Source organism: Flavobacterium sp., from assembly GCF_046153165.1.
Taxonomy (GTDB): domain Bacteria; phylum Bacteroidota; class Bacteroidia; order Flavobacteriales; family Flavobacteriaceae; genus Flavobacterium.
In genome coordinates this window covers 18,247-39,074 of record NZ_JBJXEN010000105.1, presented here as the reverse complement: position 1 = coordinate 39,074, position 20,828 = coordinate 18,247, and the positions used below count along the sequence as shown (strand labels likewise).

At 32.9% G+C, this 20,828-nt stretch carries 14 protein-coding genes and 1 riboswitch; of the genes, 1 reads left to right on the top strand and 13 read right to left on the bottom strand.

Translation table 11 applies throughout. From position 1 onward, the window contains the following. A partial coding sequence (locus tag ACKVOV_RS12865; RefSeq protein ID WP_409207165.1) for a prephenate dehydratase domain-containing protein occupies window positions 1–460 on the bottom strand: 460 nt, incomplete at its 3' end. 233 nt (window positions 461–693) lie between these two features. Next, window positions 694–1,617, bottom strand: coding sequence for a M28 family metallopeptidase (locus tag ACKVOV_RS12860; RefSeq protein WP_409207164.1), 924 nt, complete (start codon window positions 1,615–1,617; stop codon window positions 694–696). 136 nt (window positions 1,618–1,753) lie between these two features. On the opposite strand from ACKVOV_RS12860, the gene gldA reads away from it, so the two are divergent. Beyond that, window positions 1,754–2,650, top strand: a complete 897-nt coding sequence (gene gldA / locus ACKVOV_RS12855; RefSeq protein ID WP_409207163.1) for a gliding motility-associated ABC transporter ATP-binding subunit GldA — start codon at window positions 1,754–1,756, stop codon at window positions 2,648–2,650. A gap of 273 nt (window positions 2,651–2,923) precedes the next feature. Here the strand turns inward: gldA and metF are convergent, their stop codons facing one another. The 11 genes from metF to ACKVOV_RS12800 form a co-directional block, all read right to left on the bottom strand. Then, window positions 2,924–3,880 carry a methylenetetrahydrofolate reductase [NAD(P)H] gene (gene metF / locus ACKVOV_RS12850; protein WP_409207162.1) on the bottom strand — a complete coding sequence of 319 codons (957 nt, stop codon included), beginning with the start codon at window positions 3,878–3,880 and terminating at the stop codon, window positions 2,924–2,926. A 54-nt stretch (window positions 3,881–3,934) separates the two neighbouring features. Next, on the bottom strand, window positions 3,935–6,610 hold the full coding sequence (gene metH / locus ACKVOV_RS12845; protein ID WP_409207161.1) for a methionine synthase: 2,676 nt from the start codon (window positions 6,608–6,610) through the stop codon (window positions 3,935–3,937). A 53-nt stretch (window positions 6,611–6,663) separates the two neighbouring features. Continuing rightward, window positions 6,664–7,638, bottom strand: a complete 975-nt coding sequence (locus ACKVOV_RS12840) for a homocysteine S-methyltransferase family protein (RefSeq protein ID WP_409207160.1) — start codon at window positions 7,636–7,638, stop codon at window positions 6,664–6,666. 252 nt (window positions 7,639–7,890) lie between these two features. Next, window positions 7,891–7,996, bottom strand: a riboswitch (SAM riboswitch). 135 nt (window positions 7,997–8,131) lie between these two features. Then, a complete protein-coding gene (locus ACKVOV_RS12835; protein WP_409207159.1) occupies window positions 8,132–9,304 on the bottom strand; it encodes a trans-sulfuration enzyme family protein in 1,173 nt (390 codons plus the stop codon). Window positions 9,305–9,309: 5 nt separating this feature from the next. Continuing rightward, window positions 9,310–10,905 (bottom strand): T9SS type A sorting domain-containing protein, encoded by a 1,596-nt coding sequence (locus ACKVOV_RS12830; protein WP_409207158.1) that lies wholly within the window; start codon window positions 10,903–10,905, stop codon window positions 9,310–9,312. 19 nt (window positions 10,906–10,924) lie between these two features. Next, entirely contained in the window at window positions 10,925–11,353 is a 429-nt protein-coding gene (locus ACKVOV_RS12825; protein WP_409207157.1) for an OsmC family protein, read from the bottom strand. 4 nt (window positions 11,354–11,357) lie between these two features. Further along, on the bottom strand, window positions 11,358–13,769 hold the full coding sequence (gene thrA / locus ACKVOV_RS12820) for a bifunctional aspartate kinase/homoserine dehydrogenase I (RefSeq protein ID WP_409207156.1): 2,412 nt from the start codon (window positions 13,767–13,769) through the stop codon (window positions 11,358–11,360). A gap of 88 nt (window positions 13,770–13,857) precedes the next feature. Next, window positions 13,858–14,847 (bottom strand): alpha/beta fold hydrolase, encoded by a 990-nt coding sequence (locus ACKVOV_RS12815; protein WP_409207155.1) that lies wholly within the window; start codon window positions 14,845–14,847, stop codon window positions 13,858–13,860. Window positions 14,848–14,929: 82 nt separating this feature from the next. Further along, window positions 14,930–16,222, bottom strand: a complete 1,293-nt coding sequence (locus ACKVOV_RS12810) for an O-acetylhomoserine aminocarboxypropyltransferase/cysteine synthase family protein (protein WP_409207154.1) — start codon at window positions 16,220–16,222, stop codon at window positions 14,930–14,932. A gap of 535 nt (window positions 16,223–16,757) precedes the next feature. Continuing rightward, window positions 16,758–18,209: a TSUP family transporter gene (locus ACKVOV_RS12805; RefSeq protein ID WP_409207153.1), complete on the bottom strand. Its 1,452-nt coding sequence runs from the start codon at window positions 18,207–18,209 to the stop codon at window positions 16,758–16,760. Window positions 18,210–18,242: 33 nt separating this feature from the next. After that, window positions 18,243–20,822 (bottom strand): TonB-dependent receptor, encoded by a 2,580-nt coding sequence (locus ACKVOV_RS12800; protein ID WP_409207152.1) that lies wholly within the window; start codon window positions 20,820–20,822, stop codon window positions 18,243–18,245. Window positions 20,823–20,828: the final 6 nt, after the last annotated feature.

Here is a 20,828-nt window from a genome sequence, read left to right as displayed (position 1 = left end):
CAGCAATTGGGCTGGCAACTGCACCTATTCCTAATAGATTTTCTTTTTTAATTCGTTGAGCTGTCTCAGCAGTATCTACACTTTCAACTAATTTAATATGAGGATATTGCTTAAAAAAAACAGCGCATTGCAACAACGCGATGGGATGCGAATGAACCTCTTTAATATCTTCAATTTTCTGACCTTTAATAACCATCAAATTCATGTGAATATCTAGATAATGCTCTCCAATAATATGTAAATCGTTGGTATCAATCAGCGCATAATTTGGGATTATTGAACCTGCAATAGAGTTTTCTAAAGCCATGATTGCTTTTTGAGATTTATTCTCTTTAATACTCGTTACTAAACTTTCAAATGACATACATTCATCAAGCGAAGTTGTTTCGTTAAAAAATTCATTTGCAACCTGATGGTGAAATGAGCCTTTAATTCCCTGAATTGCGATTTTTGTTTCCATGTAAGCAAAAAAAAATCCCGATGAAAACATCGGGATTGTATAATTATAATTATTAATTTAATTTTCTAATCAAATAACCATATAACAATCCCTTCCTATGTTCCAATAGAAATAAAAAGAATTGTTGCTAAAAAATGTATTATTTGTATTCATTGCTTTTATGAGCGATTTGAAAGACAAACTTAGTGAAAAAATGTTTCGAATGTTTGTTTTTCTTTATTATTTATAAAAACCTATAATTTTTCTACTCTTGATGGTGTATCCATTCCGTTAATTATACTTTTGGAGCTAATTGCAATTGATTTTATAATTTCGGACATGTTATCTAAATCGAGTGTTGAAATCTCATCACTTAATTGATGATAATTAGGCTCCGAATCCATTTTAGATGTAGAAATGGTATGCGCCGGAACACCAACTGCTGCTAATCTAGCATTGTCAGATCTATAAAAAAGTTGCTCTGTCGGATATGGATCTGGATTGAATGAAAAATTAGAGTCTTTAAGATTTTTTTGCAAAATTTTTCCAAAATCTGACTTTTCAAAACCAGTGATATAAGCAGAATTTTTGCCCCATTTACTTTCAGTACCAATCATTTCAATATTAAACATAGCAATAACAGTATCCGGATTTATGCCTTGAGTGAAATATTTAGAGCCAAAACCACCCACTTCTTCTCCTGTAAATGCAACAAAAATGATAGTTCTCTCATTTTCATTTAACTCTTTGAAGTATTTAGCTAAAGTAATAACCGCCGTGACACCTGAAGCATCATCATTTGCGCCATTATAGACTTTATCATCTCCCGAATTTTTTAATCCTAAATGATCGTAATGTGCTGAAAAAATAACAAATTCATTTGGTTTCGATTTTCCGAGCAAAACACCTATTACATTATTGGCTTGTTTTCCTTTTACAACAAATTCCTGCCTGTAATTCTTTAAATCTCCATAATTAGAAAGCCCGATTTTCTTGAACTCCTTTTCTATAAAAATAGAGGCTGAGTCTATACCTGAGGTAAAAATTTCTCTTCCTTGCATTTTATCAGATGACAATTCTGATTCAATTCTCTTAACTTCTTCTTTTTGAATATTAAATTTCTCTTGTCCAAAAACAATTTGTCCGAGAAGTAAAAAAATAGAAATACTTTTCTTCATAATTTTAATTTTTTTTAATGAATCCGATTTAAAAAGTTGAATCCATTTTTAGTAAAAATAAGGTTATATGTTATTATTTACCAAAAATTATTTAATTAATTTATTTTCTGTTTACTTTTGCTACAAATCACGAATTATGTCAATTGAAGTTCAAAATATTTCTAAAAATTACGGAACGCAAAAAGCGTTAGATAATGTTTCTTTCTCAATAAAAAAAGGAGAAATCGTAGGATTTCTTGGTCCAAATGGCGCAGGAAAATCGACTTTAATGAAAATTTTAACAACTTATATCAATGCTGATGAAGGTTCGGCGGTGGTAAATGGATTTGATGTAAATACAAACCAATTAGATGTTCAGAAATCGGTTGGGTATTTGCCAGAACATAATCCGTTGTATTTAGATTTGTATGTTCGAGAATATTTGGCTTTTAATGCAGATGTTTATAAAGTGGCTAAATCGCGTATTGAAGAAGTGATTGTTTTAACTGGTTTATCGCCAGAAAGTCATAAAAAAATAGGGCAATTATCTAAAGGTTATCGTCAGCGCGTAGGATTAGCAACTGCTCTTTTACACAATCCTGATGTTTTAATTTTGGATGAACCAACGACTGGATTAGACCCAAACCAACTGGTTGAAATTCGGGATTTGATAAAAAATATTGGTAAAGATAAAACGGTTTTCTTATCGACACACATTATGCAAGAAGTGGAGGCCATTTGCGATAGAGTTATCATCATCAATCACGGAAAAATTGTGACCGATAAAAATCTTGACTTGTTAGTTTCGGAAAAAACAGAACAAATCATAGAAGTTGAATTTGACAAAACTATTGACGAAAAACTATTTGATAATTTACCCAATATCAAAACATATAAAAAACTACATGATTTGGTTTGGGAACTCTCTTTTGCTACCGAGACCGATATGCGTCCCGTAGTTTTTGATTTTGCTCATGAAAATGGACTAAAAACTTTGCAGTTAAATTTGAAAAATAAAAATTTAGAAAGTATTTTTAGAGAAATGACGAAGTAATTATATTGATGAGAGAGAACTTAAACAAAAATATAATTACAGTTTTAATTCTAGAAATTTCAACATTAGTTATCGCTATTACATTCAATTTTATTGATAGTCCTTTTATAATTTTATGGGAAATATTTGCACTAACAGCAAACTTTTTAGCTATTTTTTTGTTATTCAAACACAAACCAAAATTTTACATACTGACTTCTGCAATTGCACTTTCTATTATATTAATACCAGTTTTATTTATTTTCTACATACTTTCTAAAATACAATGCTAATCTAAAAAATTGCCTTTGCAATCTCTTTGATATTTTCGGCTTTCCCCATAGAATAATAATGTAAAACAGGAATTCCTGCTTCAACCAATTCCTTACTTTGTTGAGTACACCACTCGATTCCTATTTGTTTTACTGCTTCGTTATCGTTAGCTTTGACTACTGCCATGATTAAATCGTCAGGTAATTGCACACTGAATCGATGCGGAATAAGGTTTAATTGTTTTTTTGTCGCAATAGGTTTTAGTCCTGGAATAATAGGAACGGTAATTCCTGCCGCACGGCATTTTGCCACAAAATCGAAGAATTTTTTATTATCGAAAAACATTTGCGTGATGATATATTCTGCTCCGTTTTTTATCTTTTGTTTTAAGAAATGAATATCGCTATCTACACTTGGTGCTTCCATGTGTTTTTCGGGATAACCTGCAATTCCTATACAAAAGTTGGTCGATGATGAGTTTTGTAAATCTTCATCGAGATAAATTCCTTTGTTTAAGTTGGCAATTTGTGTAACCAATTCTGATGCGTATTGGTTTCCTGCTTTTTCTGCCTTAAAATAAATTTCATTTTTTAAAGCATCGCCACGCAAAGCCACCACGTTATCTATACCTAAAAAATCTAAATCTATTAGCAAATTCTCTGTGTCTTCTCTGTTAAAACCGCCACACAAAATATGGGGAATAGCATCTACATGGTATTTATTTTGAATAGCTGCACAAATTCCAACCGTTCCTGGTCGTTTTTTTACAATCTTTTTTTCTAATAATCCGCTAGGTAATTCCTTGTATTCGTATTCTTCTCGATGATAAGTTACATCTATAAATGGTGGATTAAATTCCATTAATGGGTCAATACTATCAAAAATAGATTGTATGTTTTGTCCTTTTAGCGGTGGTAATATTTCGAAAGAAAAAAGTGGTTTTCCTTGGGCGTTTTCTATATGTTGTGTTACTTTCATTTTTAAATTTTAGATTTTAGAATTATGATTTTAGAATTGAAATTGCTAAAATCATTAATCTGCTATATTCGGCGAAAGCCATTTTGTTGCCATTTCGGTAGAAATTCCTCTTCGTTTGGCATAATCAATTACTTGATCTTCTTTTATTTTCCCCAGACCAAAATATTTACTTTCTGGATTGGCAAAATAATATCCTGAGACGGATGATGCTGGCCACATCGCCATACTTTCGGTCAGTTTGACACCAATGTTTTCTTCTACATTTAACAATTTCCAAATCGTTGGTTTTTCTAAATGATCTGGACAGGCTGGATAACCTGGAGCTGGTCTGATTCCTTTGTATTCTTCTGAAATTAAATCTTGGTTGGATAAATTTTCATCGGAAGCATAACCCCAAATTTCTTTACGAACTTTTAAGTGTAAGTATTCGGCAAATGCTTCCGCTAATCTATCACCTAAGGCTTTAATCAAAATCGAATTATAATCGTCTAATTGTTTTTCGAATTCTGCCGCTTTTTCATCGACACCAAAACCAGTAGTGACACAAAAGCATCCGAAATAATCCTGTTTCAATTCTTTTGGCGCTATAAAATCGGACAACGCTATATTTGGAGCGCCCACCGTTTTTTGAGATTGCTGACGTAACGTTAAAAATTTGACTAATTCTTTTCCGTTTTCATCAAAAACTTGAATATCATCGTCATTTACTTGGTTTGCGGGATAAATTCCTAAAATCCCTTTGGCCGTTAGCCAATTTTCGGAAATTAAGTCGTTAAGCATTTTTTGAGCATCTATAAATAAAGCCGTTGCTTGTTCTCCCACTACCTCATCGGTAAGAATCGCGGGATATTTTCCGTACAATTCCCATGAGCTAAAAAACGGTGTCCAATCGATGTAATCTACCAATTCTTGCAAGGCAACTTCGATTATTTTTGTACCAATAAAATTAGGTTTCACTGGGGTGAAATTACCCCAATCCAATTGTAATTTATTTTTACGTGCTTCGGCAATTGATAAGAAATTTTTGTCTCGACTTCTGTTCAAATAACCATCACGGAGTTTATCGTATTCTTCTCGAACGGTTTTAGAGTATGCTATCTTTGTTTCTGACTGCAATAAATGACTAGCCACAGTAACCGCTCTAGACGCATCGTTAACATGTACTACTGTTTCTGAATATTCTGGAGCAATTTTTACGGCAGTATGGGCACGTGAAGTGGTTGCACCACCTATCATTATTGGAATTTTGATGTTCAATTTTTCCATTTCTTTGGCTAAATAAACCATCTCATCTAGTGAAGGAGTGATTAGTCCACTCAAACCAATAATATCTACATTTTCTTTGATAGCCGTTTCGATTATTTTTTCCGGAGAAACCATTACCCCTAAATCGATAATTTCAAAGTTATTACATCCTAAAACTACAGCAACAATATTTTTTCCAATATCATGTACATCGCCTTTTACCGTTGCCATCAAAACTTTACCTGCCGACGACGATTTTCCATCTTTTTGAGCTTCGATAAAGGGCAATAAATAAGCAACTGCTTTTTTCATTACTCGTGCCGATTTTACAACTTGTGGCAAAAACATTTTTCCGCTTCCAAATAAATCTCCCACCACATTCATCCCAGCCATCAAATTAATTTCGATGACATCAATGGCTTTTTCAGAAGTGGCTCTGGCTTCTTCTACATCTATTTCTATAAATTCGTCGATTCCTTTTACAAGTGAATGCGTTAATCGCTCTTGAATTGAACCATTTCTCCATTCTTGAATCGCTTTTTCATTGATTTTGAAATCACCTTTGAAAGTTTCGGCTAAATCTAACAATCGTTCGGTAGCGTCTTCTCTTCTATTTAACAAAACGTCTTCAACGTGTTCTAATAAAACTTTGTCTATTTCATCATAAATTTCCAACATTTCAGGATTCACAATTCCCATAGTCATCCCGTTTTGAATGGCATGATATAAAAATGCGGAATGCATCGCTTCACGCACTTTGTCATTCCCTCTAAACGAAAAAGAAACATTGCTTACACCACCAGAAATATTGGCATACGGCAGATTTTCACGAATCCATTTTGTGGCTCTGAAAAAATCAAGTGCATTTAGCTTGTGTTCGTCCATGCCTGTAGCGACAGGAAATATGTTGGGATCGAAAATAATATCTTGAGCAGGAAAACCAACAGTATCGACTAAAATATCATACGATCGTTTACAAATTTCGATACGTCTTTTGTAAGTATCGGCTTGACCATTTTCGTCGAAAGCCATCACAATAACAGCTGCTCCGTAACGTTTTACTAATTTAGCGTGGTGAATGAAAGTCGCTTCGCCTTCTTTTAAGGAAATAGAATTGACAACTCCTTTCCCTTGAATTACTTTCAATCCTGCTTCGATAATTTCCCATTTAGAACTATCAATCATAACAGGAACTCGAGCAATATCAGGTTCTGCAGCAATAAGGTTTAAGAATTTTGTCATGGCATAAACCCCGTCAAGCATTCCTTCATCCATATTGACATCGATAATTTGCGCACCACCTTCTACTTGTTCTCTGGCTACTGAAAGAGCTTCTTCGTATTTCTCCTCTTTTATTAACCGAAGGAATTTACGTGACCCAGTAACATTAGTGCGTTCTCCGACGTTTACGAAAATAGATTCTTCGGTAACGAAAAGCGGTTCTAAACCTGAAAGCTGTAAATTTATTTTATTAGTTCTTGACATTTTTTTCTAATTAACCCTTGCAAGGTTTTGAACCCTGCAAGGGTAAGATTGGATTATTTTCTCGGTTTGAATTGCGCTGCTACTTCTGCGATTAATTTGATATGTTCTGGTGTTGTGCCGCAGCAACCTCCAATAATATTGATTAGATTTTCTTGCAAATATTCTCGAATCAATTGTTGCATTTCTTGTGGAGTTTGATCATATTGTCCAAAGGCATTGGGTAAACCAGCATTGGGGTGTGCAGATATATTCAATGCCGTATTTCTGGACAGCCTTTTTAGATATGGTTTTAACTGATCAGCACCTAAAGCACAGTTGAAACCAATACTCAATAATGGAATATGTGCTATAGAAATTAAAAAAGCTTCTACGGTTTGCCCCGAAAGTGTTCTTCCTGAAGCATCTGTTATTGTTCCTGAAACCATGACTGGAATATCGATATTTCGTTCTTCTTTTACTTCTTCGATGGCAAAAAGTGCTGCTTTTGCATTTAGTGTATCAAAAATAGTTTCCACCATAAGTACATCGCAACCACCGTCGATTAAGGCTTCTACTTGTTGTTTGTATGCTATTCGTAAATCGTCGAAAGTGACGGCACGAAAGCCCGGATCGTTTACGTCTGGAGACATGGAAGCGGTTCTATTTGTTGGCCCAATGGAACCCGCAACAAATCTTGGTTTGTCGGTAAACTCATTTGCCACTTCACGAGCTATTTTTGCGGATTGAAAATTTAGCTCGTAAACTAAATCTTCGAGATGGTAGTCGGCCATTCCGATAGTGGTTCCTGAAAATGTATTGGTTTCGACAATATCTGCTCCTGCTTGGAAATATTGTCTATGAACTTCTTTGACCGCTTCGGGTTGTGTAATGGATAATAAATCGTTGTTTCCTTTTAATGGATGTGGAAAATCTTTAAATCGTTCGCCGCGAAAATCTTCTTCGGAGAAGTTATTGCGTTGCAGCATCGTTCCCATAGCTCCGTCGAGAACAAGGATTCTTTCTTGTATGGCTTGTTGTATTGTTAACATAATTTATTTCTTAACCGCAAAGTTCGCAAAGGTTTTCGCAAGGTTCGCAAAGTTTAATTTTTAATATAATGCTAATTTAGACACGAATGCCCTAGCCCTGATAGCAGTGGAAATCCTTTTTTGAGGCTTTTCGCCGAAAAAAAGATTGTAACGGATAGCAGGAATAGCTTCTGATACTTCGACAAGCTCAGTATGACAGAAATTAGTTCTTAGAAATACAAAATGTTATGGGAAAGTGAGAGAGAATTCTCGTGGTTATCTGTTTCCGATAAATCGGAATAGAATGTAGCACCTTCTTTATGGTAAAGGGTTGCTAAGCTTTCGTTGGGTCTAATCCCTCCAGCTTTCGTGATAACAAATCAATAAATACATGAACAGTGCAAATGTAGTAATAATATTTTATTTTGAAAGATTTTCCGTAAAATGATTTTATTTATTTATAAAATAGAAAATAAATCTATTTTATTCCTTTAAGCTAGATTTATTTTCTACACTAGCTTAGTGCTTGATTTAAATCATTTATTACATCGGTTACTGTTTCTAATCCTACAGAAACTCGAACTAAACCGTTGGTGATACTTACGGCCAATCGTTCGTCGGCAGTCAATTTACTATGCGTTGTAGAAGCGGGATGTGTGACGATTGTTCGTGTGTCTCCCAGATTTGCAGAAAGAGAACACAATTGAATTTTGTCTAAAAATTGTCGCCCTGCTTCTATTCCACCTTCAATTTCGAAAGCCACAATATTGCCACCCAATCGCATTTGTTTTTTTGCGATTTCGTATTGCGGATGTGATTTAAGAAACGGATATTTTACTTTTTTTACCTTGGGATGGTTTTCTAAAAACTGAGCAACTTTTAAGGCATTTTCACAATGCTTTTCTACTCTTACAGCTAATGTTTCTAAGCTTTTAGATAAAATCCAAGCGTTGAACGGTGATAATGACGGCCCTGTATTTCTAGAAAATAAATAAATTTCTCTGATTAAATCTTCACGTCCTACAGTTATACCGCCAAGCACACGTCCTTGACCATCAATTAGTTTTGTAGCAGAATGCACTACTAAATGTGCTCCAAATTGCACCGGATTTTGAATATATGGTGTTGCAAAACAGTTGTCGATAATTAAAATCAAGTTGTACTTTTTAGCAATTTTTCCTAATAATTCTAAATCGATAATATCTACGGCAGGATTGGTTGGCGATTCGGCGAAAAGGATTTTAGTATTTGGTTTGATAAAACTTTCGATTGTTTCAGGATTATTGATATCAAAATAGGAAGTTTCGATATTCCATTTTGGAAAATACTTAGTAAATAAGGTATGAGTTGAACCAAAAACACTACTTGCCGAAACAATATGATCCCCTGTATTTAGCAAAGCTGCAAAAGTAGCATAAACAGCCGCCATTCCAGTTGCAAAAGCATAGCCCGATTCCGCCCCTTCCATTTTGCATATTTTCTCGACAAACTCTGTGGTGTTAGGATTGCTAAAACGGCTATAAATATTCCTGTCTTTCTCCTCAGCAAAGGAAGTCCGCATATCTTCGGTGTCTTCAAAAACGAAACTGGAAGAAAGGTATAAAGGAACTGAATGCTCTAAATATTGTGTTCGTTCTAATTGTGTTCGTATGGCTTGAGTTTCGAAACCAAAATTTTCTTGATTCATTTTTTTTAATATAAAATTGATTTTAGTAAATATGTTTCTCCTTCAATATTGCCTTTAATAATATAGATTCCTTTTGGTAGACTATTTTTATCTAATCTGTATATTTTATTTGATTCTTGTCTTTGTAAAACTTTTTGTCCTTGTATGTTATATATTTCAATTCCATCTATTTTTATTGAATTATCATCCAATTTAATTACTAAATCATTTGGTTCTATGTAAACGTATAATTTATTTTTAAAAGTAAATTCTGAATTATTTAAAGTACAACCAATGCCTTCATTACAATTACTTACAAGTGTCCAAACAGAATTTTCTCCAGGAATTTCATTCGCATTTGCCCACCATTGGTTTTTCCAAATTTTACAATTATAAAAAACATTTGTGTTTGCAGTAGCGTATGACTGAACTGGATTATAAAGCGAATAACCACAATAAGTTGTTGGATTTGTTATTGAAGAACAACCAATAGCACCACCTGTATATGGAGATAAGCTATAAATATTGGCTTCTGTAACAGCGGTAGAAGTACTAATTCCATTTAATACTTTACTAGCTACATTCATATAAGAATAACCTGAGCTACCTGTTCCTGTCATTAGTAATTGCCATAACATTATACCATCATTATCATTTACTCTTTGTGAATAGTTTTTTATGTGACTAGATAATTCAGCTATATTTTGATGCGTATAAGTATAATATGGTCCCCATGGCTCGTTCGGATAATGCACTCCTGCTGCAACTTTAAAACCATATATTTCTGCATAATAAGCATATGAATCGTACATTATACTTCTATTTGTACTTGCTCCCGTATTATATCCCTGATAAGCAATAATGTCTATTTTATCTCCTACTGCTTGCAACACGGGTATCATATGACCTGTAGATCCAAATCCATACAAATTAATCCCGTTGGTTATAACTGCTCCATTGTATAAATTCGCATCTGTTTCGCCAGTTAAAACACCTCTGTTTTGAAAACTAAATGGAGATATTACATCATTATTAATAACTCCGCCTAGCGCTCCTACTCCTGCAGGAGCACATGCTAAAACATAACCCGCATTTCTTGGCATAACAGCTCTTGAATTTGTAAAAAAATCTATAAAATGCTGGACATTTGTAGTATTCCCTATCTGTTGAAATGAGCCGTCTGGTTCAAAATCCCAATCGATTCCTATGAAACCAATATCGTCAACCAAATCTTTAATTTGTTGATAATTGATATTTGAATACACATTAGTATTCCAATAAGTTTCACCACCAATAGATAAAATGACATTTATCCCTTTTGCTTTTAGTGCCGAAACACTCTCTTTTAAAGTACATCCATTATAAGGAACTTCTATTCCTGTTCCAGTTATATCAAATGAATTTCTAACATAGGTTAAATCTGGTTTCGCAAAAGCCAAGAACACATAATTTACATAAGAAGGAATTTCTCTTAGTTTTGAATTTTGGTTACTTGAAGTCCATGTTTCAGAATAAGATGGAAAATAAGCTAATACAATTGGGCTATTAAATTGATGTGTTTGACAGCATATACTTTGTATTGTTAAGAGAGTAATAAAAATGTATAGTTTTAGTCGTTTCATGATTATTTTTTGTTTGTAGTTATTTTAATTCTTGTGTATTTAAATTTAATTTATAGTTGATTTTTGCTGTTGGTTCTAATGTTTTAGAAACAGAACAATATTTTTCGAAAGAAAGTTGAACTGCTTTTAGCGCTTTCTCTTCATTAATATTTCCTTCTAAAAAAATAGTTACTGTAATCTCTTTAAAAGGCTTTGCTTCTTCAATTTGTTCTCGAATACCTTCTACTTCTGTTTTATAAGACGTAATTTCCTGACGTTGTTTTTTGAGTATTGATATGATATCAATTGCGCTACAACCTGCAACTCCCATCAATAAAAGTTCCATTGGACTTGGTGCCAAATCGTTACCGCCAAATTCGGTTTTATTGTCTAATTCTACGATGTGACCTCTTTCATTTTTTAGTTGAAAATGATAATTGTCATTTATTCTGTTTAGTGTAATTTTCATATTTTTATCCTTTTTCTGACAATCTCAAAATATCTCCAAAAACACCTCTTGCTGTTACTGCCGATCCTGCTCCTGCACCCTGAATCACAATAGGTCTGTCGCCATAAGATTCTGTATAAATTTCAAAGAAAGAATCAGAACCTTTTAGTTGTCCCAAAGCTGTATCGAGTGGAACAGAAATTAATTTTACTTCTAGATTTCCTTTTTCTTTTTGCAAATCACCCGACAGTTCTCCCACATATCGCAAAACGTGATTTGGTTTTTGATCTGTTTTTATTTTGGCAAAAATAACATCGAGCTCGGATAATCTACTTAAAAAATCGTTTTTATCTCCTTGTCTTAAATTCTCTGGAATTAAGTTTTGAATATTAATTTCTTCAAATTCATTTTGCAAATCTAGTTCTCTAGCTAAAATTAAAACTTTTCTCGCTACATCGTTTCCACATAAATCTTCTCTAGGATCTGGCTCAGTATAACCATTTGCAATAGCTTGTTTTAAAGCTTCACTGAAAGAGATATCACTCGCCGAAAAAGTATTGAAAAGAAAACTCAATGAACCTGAAAAAACACCTTTTATTTTAGTGATATTTTCCCCTGAATGGTGTAGCAATTTAATGGTATCGATAAGAGGTAAACCCGCACCAACGTTAGTTTCGTACAAATAATTCTTTTGATTATCTGCCAATGCTTTTCTTATTTTCTTATAGAAATCATAACTCAACGTATTTGCCACTTTATTTGAAGATACTAAATCGAAACTATGCTCTGCTAGTGAGATATAATTTTCGACAAATTTACTACTTGCCGTATTGTCTATGGCAATCAAATTCTCGAGATGATGTTCATTAGCATAAGCAATAACACCCTGAATAGTATAAGGAATCCCGTTGTTTTCGATTTCATTTTTCCAATCCTGAGTGATTCCGTTTTTGTTTAGTATTATCTTTTTAGAATTGGCAATAGCAAAAATATTAAGTTTAATATCTTTCCGTTTTTCTATGGTTGAAGCCGAATTTAAAATTTGATTGATTAATGTTCCTCCAACCAAACCATGACCAAAAACAGCAATATTTATTTTCTTTGAAACTCCAAAAATCTCACCATGAATCACATTTAATGCTTTGTTTAATTGTGATTTATTAACCACTAAACTCACATTTTTTCCCGTAACCGTATTATTAAAAAGAATCGGTACAATTTTATTTTTTATAAGTGCCGAATACGGTTTGTGGAAAGTACTTAAATCTTGTCCAATAATAGAAATTACCGAAACATCATCTATTGCAGAAATTTTATTAACATCTTTAGAATAAAAATCGTTTTCAAATTCTTTTTCTAATTCGATAATCGCTTTCGAAGCTTTATCGGCAGCAACAACAATCCCAATTCCTCGTTCAGAGGAACCTTGAGAAATGATACTCACACTAATGTTATGGTCACCCATTACTTTAAAAATACGTGCATCGACGCCCGTTTTCCCAAGAAGTCCTCTTCCTTCAAGATTTACTAAAGCTACATTTTCTAAAACCGAAAGTGATTTTATTCCTTCTTTATCGGCAGTAGAAGTGATTAATGTTCCTTTATTTTCGTGATTGAAAGTATTTAAAACCCGAAGCGGAATATTTTTTTCTAACAAAGGAACAATCGTTTTAGCATGAAGAATCGTAGCTCCAAAATTTGCTAACTCATTGGCTTCATTAAAAGAAAGAAAATCAATTTTTTTGGCATCGGAAACCAAATCTGGATTAGCAGTATAAATTCCGTCAACATGTGTATAATTTTGTAATTCTTCAGCATCGAGATAATTTGCAATTAATGAAGCGGTGTAATTACTACCATTTCTACCTAAAGTCGTTGTGTCATTATTATTGTTTGAGCCTATAAATCCTGTAATAACATTTACTGTTGTTCCGTTATTTTGTTTGAAATGATTAATGACGTTTTTTTTAGACAAACTATCTAAAGGTTGTGCATTTCCGAAATTTTCATCGGTTTTTATGAGCAAACGAGCATCTGAAAAGTGGGCATTTACTCCTTTTGCTTTCAATGCTTGTGTAACAACTTTGGCAGAAATAACTTCGCCTTGAGCCAAAACATTGTCTTTTATTTTCTTGCTATAATCTCCCAACAAAGTAACTCCTTCAAAAGTTTTTTCTAAAAGCTGAAATTCTTCTGTTAAGTCTACTTTAAAATTAGCTTGTTGGTATTTTTTAAAAGCTGAAAACTGCTCTAAATAAGCTTCCTTTTTTACTGCTTTTTCTAAAATTTCTTCTAATACATCAGTAGCATTTGCAATTGCCGAAACTACAACGGCAATTTTTTTGTTATTATTTACTTTGTCTAAAATAATTTCAATTGTTTTCTCAAATCCGTTTCCGTGAGTCAATGATTTTCCTCCAAATTTTAATATTTTCATATGTATATTTTTATTGTTTTTTAATGGTCATATGTAATTCGCATAGTGTCGTTTGCAGTTAATTCACGATTTCGTAATGCTCATTTCATTATGCTGTTTGTTTATTTGTTATAAAAATCTTGTTTAAAATGACGTTTAATTGTTCGTATTCTATCAGAAATGCGTCGTGTCCGTGTATGGATTTAATTTCGTTGTAAAACACATTTTGCTTTACTTTTTTCAAATCTTCATAGGTTTCTCGGTTTTCATCGGCGGTAAAAAAATAATCGGTATCGACCGCTATAATGTGAATATTAGATTGAATGACTTTGGCAACCGTCACAAAATCTTTTCTATTTCTGGTAATATCGATTGTTTTTATCAAATGGTTCATCATTTTGTATGAAGCCAATTGAAATCGTTTTTGTAATTTTTCTCCGTGATGAATTAGCCAACTTTCTATTTGAAATATATTTTTTAAATCGTTTTTCTCCCTGTTAAATTTTTGCTTTAATGATTGTGGCGTTCTATACAAAAGCATGGCGTGTGATCTCGCATCAGGAATTGGATAATTAGAATTGTTCAGAATTTCATCTTGTATTAATGTATTAGCAATAACCCAATCCGAAGCTTTCCAATCTGAAGCAATGGGAATTAAATTTTCGATTGCAATGGGATTGATAACTGCCATTTCCCAAGCAATTCCACCACCTAAACTTCCACCAATAACCGAAAAAATGTTTTCTACTTGAAGTTGTACTAATCCTTTCCAAAATATTTTAGCAATATCTCTAGCTGTAAAATGGGTATAATTATGAATTAGATTTTCTTTTAATCCGTCATATCCGTTTCCAGGAATATTAAAAGCTAAAACGGTAAAATAGTTTGTATCTATCGTTTTATTTTTACCAATTAAATCTTTCCACCAACCATTCTCATCGGTCACTTGAGAGTTTCCAGTAAGTGCATGATTAACCAAAACTATAGGTGCTTTTCCGATAGGTTTACCAAATATTTGATAAAAAAGAGGTAAATTCTTTTGAATTTTTCCACTTTCAGTAACAAAATCTGATATAATTATTTTTTTTAATTTTTCCATTTTAAACAACTTAATAGAAAACTGCCTCTGACAAATTCAGATTATCAAAGACAGTTTTACAAACAAAAAACAAACGAATATTTTATACTAACTGAGGACTTTTAATGTTTTCAAAAACTGCTTTTAAATCAGCTTTTAAATCTTCGATATCTTCTAAACCAACCGAAAGACGAATTAAATCTTTAGTAACCCCAGTCGCAACTTGCTCTTCGTCTGTAAGTTGCTGGTGTGTTGTGCTTGTTGGGTGAATAATTAGCGATTTTGTATCTCCAATATTTGCCAAAAGGGAGAATAATTTAGTTTGATCCGCTACTTTTTTGGCAGCCTCAAATCCTCCTTTTAAACCAAAAGTTACGACTCCATTTTGTCCTTTTGGTAAATATTCTTGTGCTAAATCATAGTATTTACTAGATTTTAGCCCTGGATAATTTACCCAAGCTATGTCCTCTTGACTTTCTAACCATTGCGCTAATGCCAAAGCGTTTTCGCTGTGTTTTTGAACACGAATAGGCAATGTTTCCAAACCTTGAATAATTTGAAAAGCATTGAAAGGGCTTAAAGCTGCACCAAAATCACGTAATCCTTCAATCCTTACTTTGGCAATAAAAGCAGCATTTCCTAAAGCTTCATGATATACTAATCCGTGATAACCTGCTGATGGTTCTGTAAATTCAGGAAATTTTCCGTTGCTCCAATCAAAATTTCCAGCATCGATAATGACACCACCAAGAGACGTTCCGTTTCCAGAAATATATTTAGTCAAGGAATGAATTACGATATCTGCTCCGTGCTGAATTGGATTTAGTAAATACGGTGAAGGAACAGTATTATCGACAATAAAAGGAACTTTAAATGTTTTAGCTTCTTTTGAAATCGCTTTTAAATCCAATACATCTAATTTTGGATTTCCTAAGCTTTCTGCAAAAAACACCCTTGTATTTTCTTGTGCCGCTTTAGTAAAATTTTCAGGATTTGATGGATCTACAAATGTTGTTGTAATACCTAATCTTGGTAAAGTAACCTTAAGTAAATTATAAGTCCCACCATACAAACTATTAGATGCGACGATATGATCTCCTGATTTTAATAACACTAGTAAAGCTGTAGAAAGTGCTGCGGTTCCTGATGCTGTTACTACTGCTCCTATTCCTCCTTCTAATGCAGCTAACCGTTGTTCTAGAACATCATTTGTTGGATTGTTTAATCGAGTGTAAATAAATCCCGCTTCGGCAAGTCCAAATAAATTGGCTGCGTGATCTGAATTATTAAAAACATAAGATGATGTTTGGTAAATAGGAACAGCTCTTGTTCCTCCATTTTTAGTAACATCATGTCCTGCGTGTAATGCGTTTGTTGCGAATTTTTGTGTGCTCATTTTGTTTAGATTTAAAGATTAATTTGATATTTATTTATATTATTTGAATTTTTAAGGCAATAAAAAAGCCCTTTTGGATGGCTTTCCAAAAGGGCTTATAGTTTGAACTATAATAAAGATTATCTCTTTCGCTTTATGGAATAGCAGGGAATTGCGCACATGCGCATCATACAACATATCATCATTTTATTTGCTATTAGATTCATTTTGAAAATTATTTTTTTAGACTTAATTTAATCTATTACTTGATTTAAATAAAAAAACCTCTACGATTAGCAGAGGTTTGATTGTATATTTTAAAAAATTAAAATGATGCAATGCGTTGCTCTGCGGAATCTTCCGACATCATACGACACATATTGCACATTGTAATTTTCATTTCGTTTATAATTTTATTTTGCAAATGTAGATTTATTTTCTAAATGAAAAAATATTTTAGATAAATTTTCTAATTTATTTTAATTTATTTATGATTTATAGAAAATAAATCTAAATAAAGCCTTTTAAAAAGACGTTTTATCTTTGTTTAAAAAAATTAAAAAACTTTTAATAAAATTCTTACACTAAAAACAATTACCAGCGTAGCAACAAGTAATAAAGCAGTTTTCTGAGGTAATTTTCCTGCTAATTTTGCTGCTAATGGTGCCGCTGTAATCCCTCCAAGAATAAGACCCGTAATAATATACCAATGACTTACTCCTAATGAAGCAAAAAATGTAACCGCAGCAGCTAGAGTAACAAAAAATTCTGCCAAACTCACTGTTCCTACAACATAATTTGACTTTCTTCCTTTAGACAATAACGTTGAAGTTACAATTGGACCCCAACCACCACCACCAAAAGCATCTAAAAAACCTCCAGAAAAACCAAGAAAGCCAGTATTGCCAATTTTCTTTTTTTCTTTAACCTTTCTATAAGCAAGAATAATTAATCTTATACCTATTATCATTGTATAAATAGACAAAACAATATAAGCGATTTTGACATATTTATTACCTAAATAAATAAGCAACATTGCACCACTTATGGCTCCAAAAACTCCTGGAATTGCAAGCCATAGCAATAATTTTTTATTTACATTACCAAATTTATAATGTGAATAACCACTAACACCACTAGAAAACATTTCGGCAGTATGAATACTTCCACTAATGGCTGGCAAATTTATACCTAACAACATCATACTCGTAGCACAGGTTACACCATAACCTAATCCTACTGCTCCATCTACTAATTGCGCTAAAAAGCCAATCAATAACATTCCGTAAAACTCATTTGGAACGTGGCTCAATCCATATTTTACATCCGAAATAGAAACAATTGTCGACAAACCATACCCAATAAATAACATTGAGAAGGAAACAGCCAAAGTGAATGCCAATTGTTTGTATTTTTTTGAATTTTTCTGTTTTTTAATTTTTTGAAAACCCGAAGTAATCTCATTTAAATCGGCCAATTTTTCTTGAAAACTACCTTTGTGATTGCTTCTAAACTTGTTTAAATCATTAATATTATCTTCTATATTATCTGGAATAACTTCGGTGAAATATTCTCGCATTCTTCTTGCTAAAACTGGCGATTTACCATTGGTAGAAATAGCGATTTTCAGATTTCCTTTAGTAACAATAGATCCTAAATAAAAGTCACACAAATCTGGTTGATCGGCAGCATTTACTTTAATCCCTTTAGATTTTGCCAATTCTCTAACTTCCAAATTAATTTCAGACTTGTCAGTTGTGATAATCACAAAATCTTTATTTTCTATATCTTTTTCTTCAAAAGGACGCTCAAAAAAAGAAATGTTTTCATGCTGACTTATTATTTTAGTCAATTTTGGATGAAAATAAGTCGCCACTATTGTCAATCTAATACTAGAGTTTTGTTTTAATAAGGTTTCTGCTTTTTCTAAACCAACATTACCACCTCCCACGATTAAAAAATGAGCTGTCTCTGTTTTTAGAAAAACTGGAAATAAAGTGTTTTGCATTTATTTGTTTTTAGGTTATTATCTTTAAGTTTTCTAGTTTAAAGCATATTTAAAAGTAATTCCGTAAGTTGTTGGTTCACCAAGCACAGCTGCATATTGACCAGCATTTCCTGCGGCAGGTAATAGTTGTTCGTAATAATCTTTATTCAAAATATTGCGTCCCCAGATTGAAAATGACAGTCCGTTTTGAGTTCTAAACCCAAATCGAGTATTTAATAAAGCGTAACCCTCAACATTCAAATATTTGGAAAGAGAAGGACTTGAAGAAAACTCTGATCTAAAATAATTATCTAGTGCTACAAAAAAATCTCCTTTTGAGTTTACAAATCTTGTTGCAGTTGTATATTCACCTCCAAGGGAACCGGTCCATTTAGAAATACCTGGTAAAATTTCGCCTGAAACATCTTTAAAAGCACTTGTTACTCCAGTTTCTTCAAGTGGCACAGGAGCATTTTTGAATAAAATATACTTACCATCTGTATAAGCCACACTTCCCAATACATTAAAATTAGCAATAACTTTTAGGTTCCCTTCTACCTCAACACCTCGAACCCTTACTTTTTCAGCATTGGCAAGATAACCTCTATTTACTCCTAACTCGGCAGTTTGAACTTGGGTTTGAAAGTCTTTAATTTCTGTATTAAAAAGAGTTATGTTTAATTTTGATTTATTTGTTGGATTCGTTTTAATTCCAATCTCGTAATGTTTCACTTTTTCTGGTCTGATAACAGCTAAGTCTGTTAAAATTATTCCGTTTGCAGTAGGTAAACCTCCTAAATTTATTCCTACAGGCTTAAAGCTTTTTGCAAACGTTGCAAATGAGTTTATTTTATCAGAAAATTTATAACTTAGGGTTAATTGACCAGAATAATTTCTGTCAGAAACATTGGCTTTAAATGCTTGATCAGAATAAACTAGTTTCTTCAAAGCTAATAATTGTGGATCTGTTGTTTCTAGACCTCCATAAGGTTTTCTTTCAAAATCTACTTCTTTTTCATCATAATTAAATCGTATTCCAGGTAAAAGATGTAGACAAGAGGAAATTTTCCAATCTAATTGTCCAAAAGCTGCTCCACTAAAAGTTTTTAATTGTGAACGAGTCCTAATACCATATCCTTCAAATAAGCCTGGTGTTGCCCAAGCCGAACTTGTCGTGCTTTGTGAAAATCTCCATTGAGCCACACCCGATTCTTCAATATGGTATGGGTTTGATTTTAAATCCTGATCAATTACATATATCCCAAAAACTCCTGATAATTTTTCTGATAGGTCTCCTGCATATCTTATTTCCTGAGATAACTGCCGATGTTTTGAAGTGGCCTGAGATTTAGTCAATACTGCTAATCCTGTAAAATCTCGGTCATTTGAAGGATCCCAATCCCAATAACGCAATGCAGTTGTAGATGTTAATTTTCCAGTTCCTAATTGGTGTTCAATATTTAATGAAATACCACCTAAATCATTTCCCGATTTCCAAGGTGTATCATGATCTACCTTTCTATCAAAAGCGTTTTGAGATGGTAATTGGTAACCTAAATCTGAAATTATTTGATCAAATTGCCTGTAAGCTGGACGTTGTGTTTTTACTACTCCAGCAATTACTTGAGCATAACCATCGGGGCGTTGTCTTGAATAATCTGCTGCCAGTAAAAATTCCGTTCTATCTCCCAACTTAAATAAAATTTGTCCTCTAAATCCTAAATTATTTAAATCATTGATATATTTTCCTGTTCTAATATTTTCAATTAATCCATCACGCTGTGTCCCAGAGAATGATAATCTACCAGCAACATTATTGAATAATTTACCATTTATAGAACTTTTAGCCTGTAAAAAACCATAGTTGCCATAACTAATTTCAGACACAAAAGAAGTGTTGAAAGTTGGTTTTTTTGTGGTAATATTAAAAGCTCCTGCTGTTGTATTTTTACCAAAAAGAGTTCCTTGTGGTCCTCTTAAAACCTCAATTCTTTCAATATCAATAAAATCAAGTGTTGTAGCTGCTGGACGGGCATAATAAACACCATCCACATAAAAACCAACACCCGGATCTATACCATCATTTGTTAGTCCGAAAGTTGAACCAAGCCCACGTATATTCAAAGTTGTATTTCTTGGATTTGATGAATATAACTGAACTGACGGTATTAGTTCTTTTACTCTATTAACGTTACACGACCCTGATTCTGATACTTGAGTTGCACTCAATACCGCAATAGGAATAGGCACATTTTGAAGTACTTCCTGCCGGCGTCTTGAAGTAACCACTACTTCAGATAATTTTGTTTGTTCTGAATTTAATTCTACTATTATTTCGTTTTCAGCTGATAAAACTTCGACTTCTTTATTTGTGTAACCAATATTTGAAAAAACTAAAGTCAAAGGAAATGTAAGTTTGCCACTAATACTAAACTTGCCTTCTTGATTTGTAGGTTCTGAAATCTTAGTATCTTTAATTTTTGTAATAACTCTTGATAATGGTTCGTGTGAATTTATATCTTTTACCGTTCCGTATATCTCAACAATTTGTTCTTGTGCAATAGCACTTTGCTGAGTAAACAAGAGAACAAACAATATGGTGGTTATTTTGATTTTAAAATTTATATTTTTCATTTATAT

What these genes read in the sequence shown, in the direction of transcription:
- ACKVOV_RS12860 (WP_409207164.1), bottom strand. Translation starts at nt 1,617, where the DNA reads ATGAAGAAAAGTATTTCTATTTTTTTACTTCTCGGACAAATTGTTTTT.
- gldA (WP_409207163.1), top strand. Translation starts at nt 1,754, where the DNA reads ATGTCAATTGAAGTTCAAAATATTTCTAAAAATTACGGAACGCAAAAA.
- metF (WP_409207162.1), bottom strand. Translation starts at nt 3,880, where the DNA reads ATGAAAGTAACACAACATATAGAAAACGCCCAAGGAAAACCACTTTTT.
- metH (WP_409207161.1), bottom strand. Translation starts at nt 6,610, where the DNA reads ATGTCAAGAACTAATAAAATAAATTTACAGCTTTCAGGTTTAGAACCG.
- ACKVOV_RS12840 (WP_409207160.1), bottom strand. Translation starts at nt 7,638, where the DNA reads ATGTTAACAATACAACAAGCCATACAAGAAAGAATCCTTGTTCTCGAC.
- ACKVOV_RS12835 (WP_409207159.1), bottom strand. Translation starts at nt 9,304, where the DNA reads ATGAATCAAGAAAATTTTGGTTTCGAAACTCAAGCCATACGAACACAA.
- ACKVOV_RS12830 (WP_409207158.1), bottom strand. Translation starts at nt 10,905, where the DNA reads ATGAAACGACTAAAACTATACATTTTTATTACTCTCTTAACAATACAA.
- ACKVOV_RS12825 (WP_409207157.1), bottom strand. Translation starts at nt 11,353, where the DNA reads ATGAAAATTACACTAAACAGAATAAATGACAATTATCATTTTCAACTA.
- thrA (WP_409207156.1), bottom strand. Translation starts at nt 13,769, where the DNA reads ATGAAAATATTAAAATTTGGAGGAAAATCATTGACTCACGGAAACGGA.
- ACKVOV_RS12815 (WP_409207155.1), bottom strand. Translation starts at nt 14,847, where the DNA reads ATGGAAAAATTAAAAAAAATAATTATATCAGATTTTGTTACTGAAAGT.
- ACKVOV_RS12810 (WP_409207154.1), bottom strand. Translation starts at nt 16,222, where the DNA reads ATGAGCACACAAAAATTCGCAACAAACGCATTACACGCAGGACATGAT.
- ACKVOV_RS12805 (WP_409207153.1), bottom strand. Translation starts at nt 18,209, where the DNA reads ATGCAAAACACTTTATTTCCAGTTTTTCTAAAAACAGAGACAGCTCAT.
- ACKVOV_RS12800 (WP_409207152.1), bottom strand. Translation starts at nt 20,822, where the DNA reads ATGAAAAATATAAATTTTAAAATCAAAATAACCACCATATTGTTTGTT.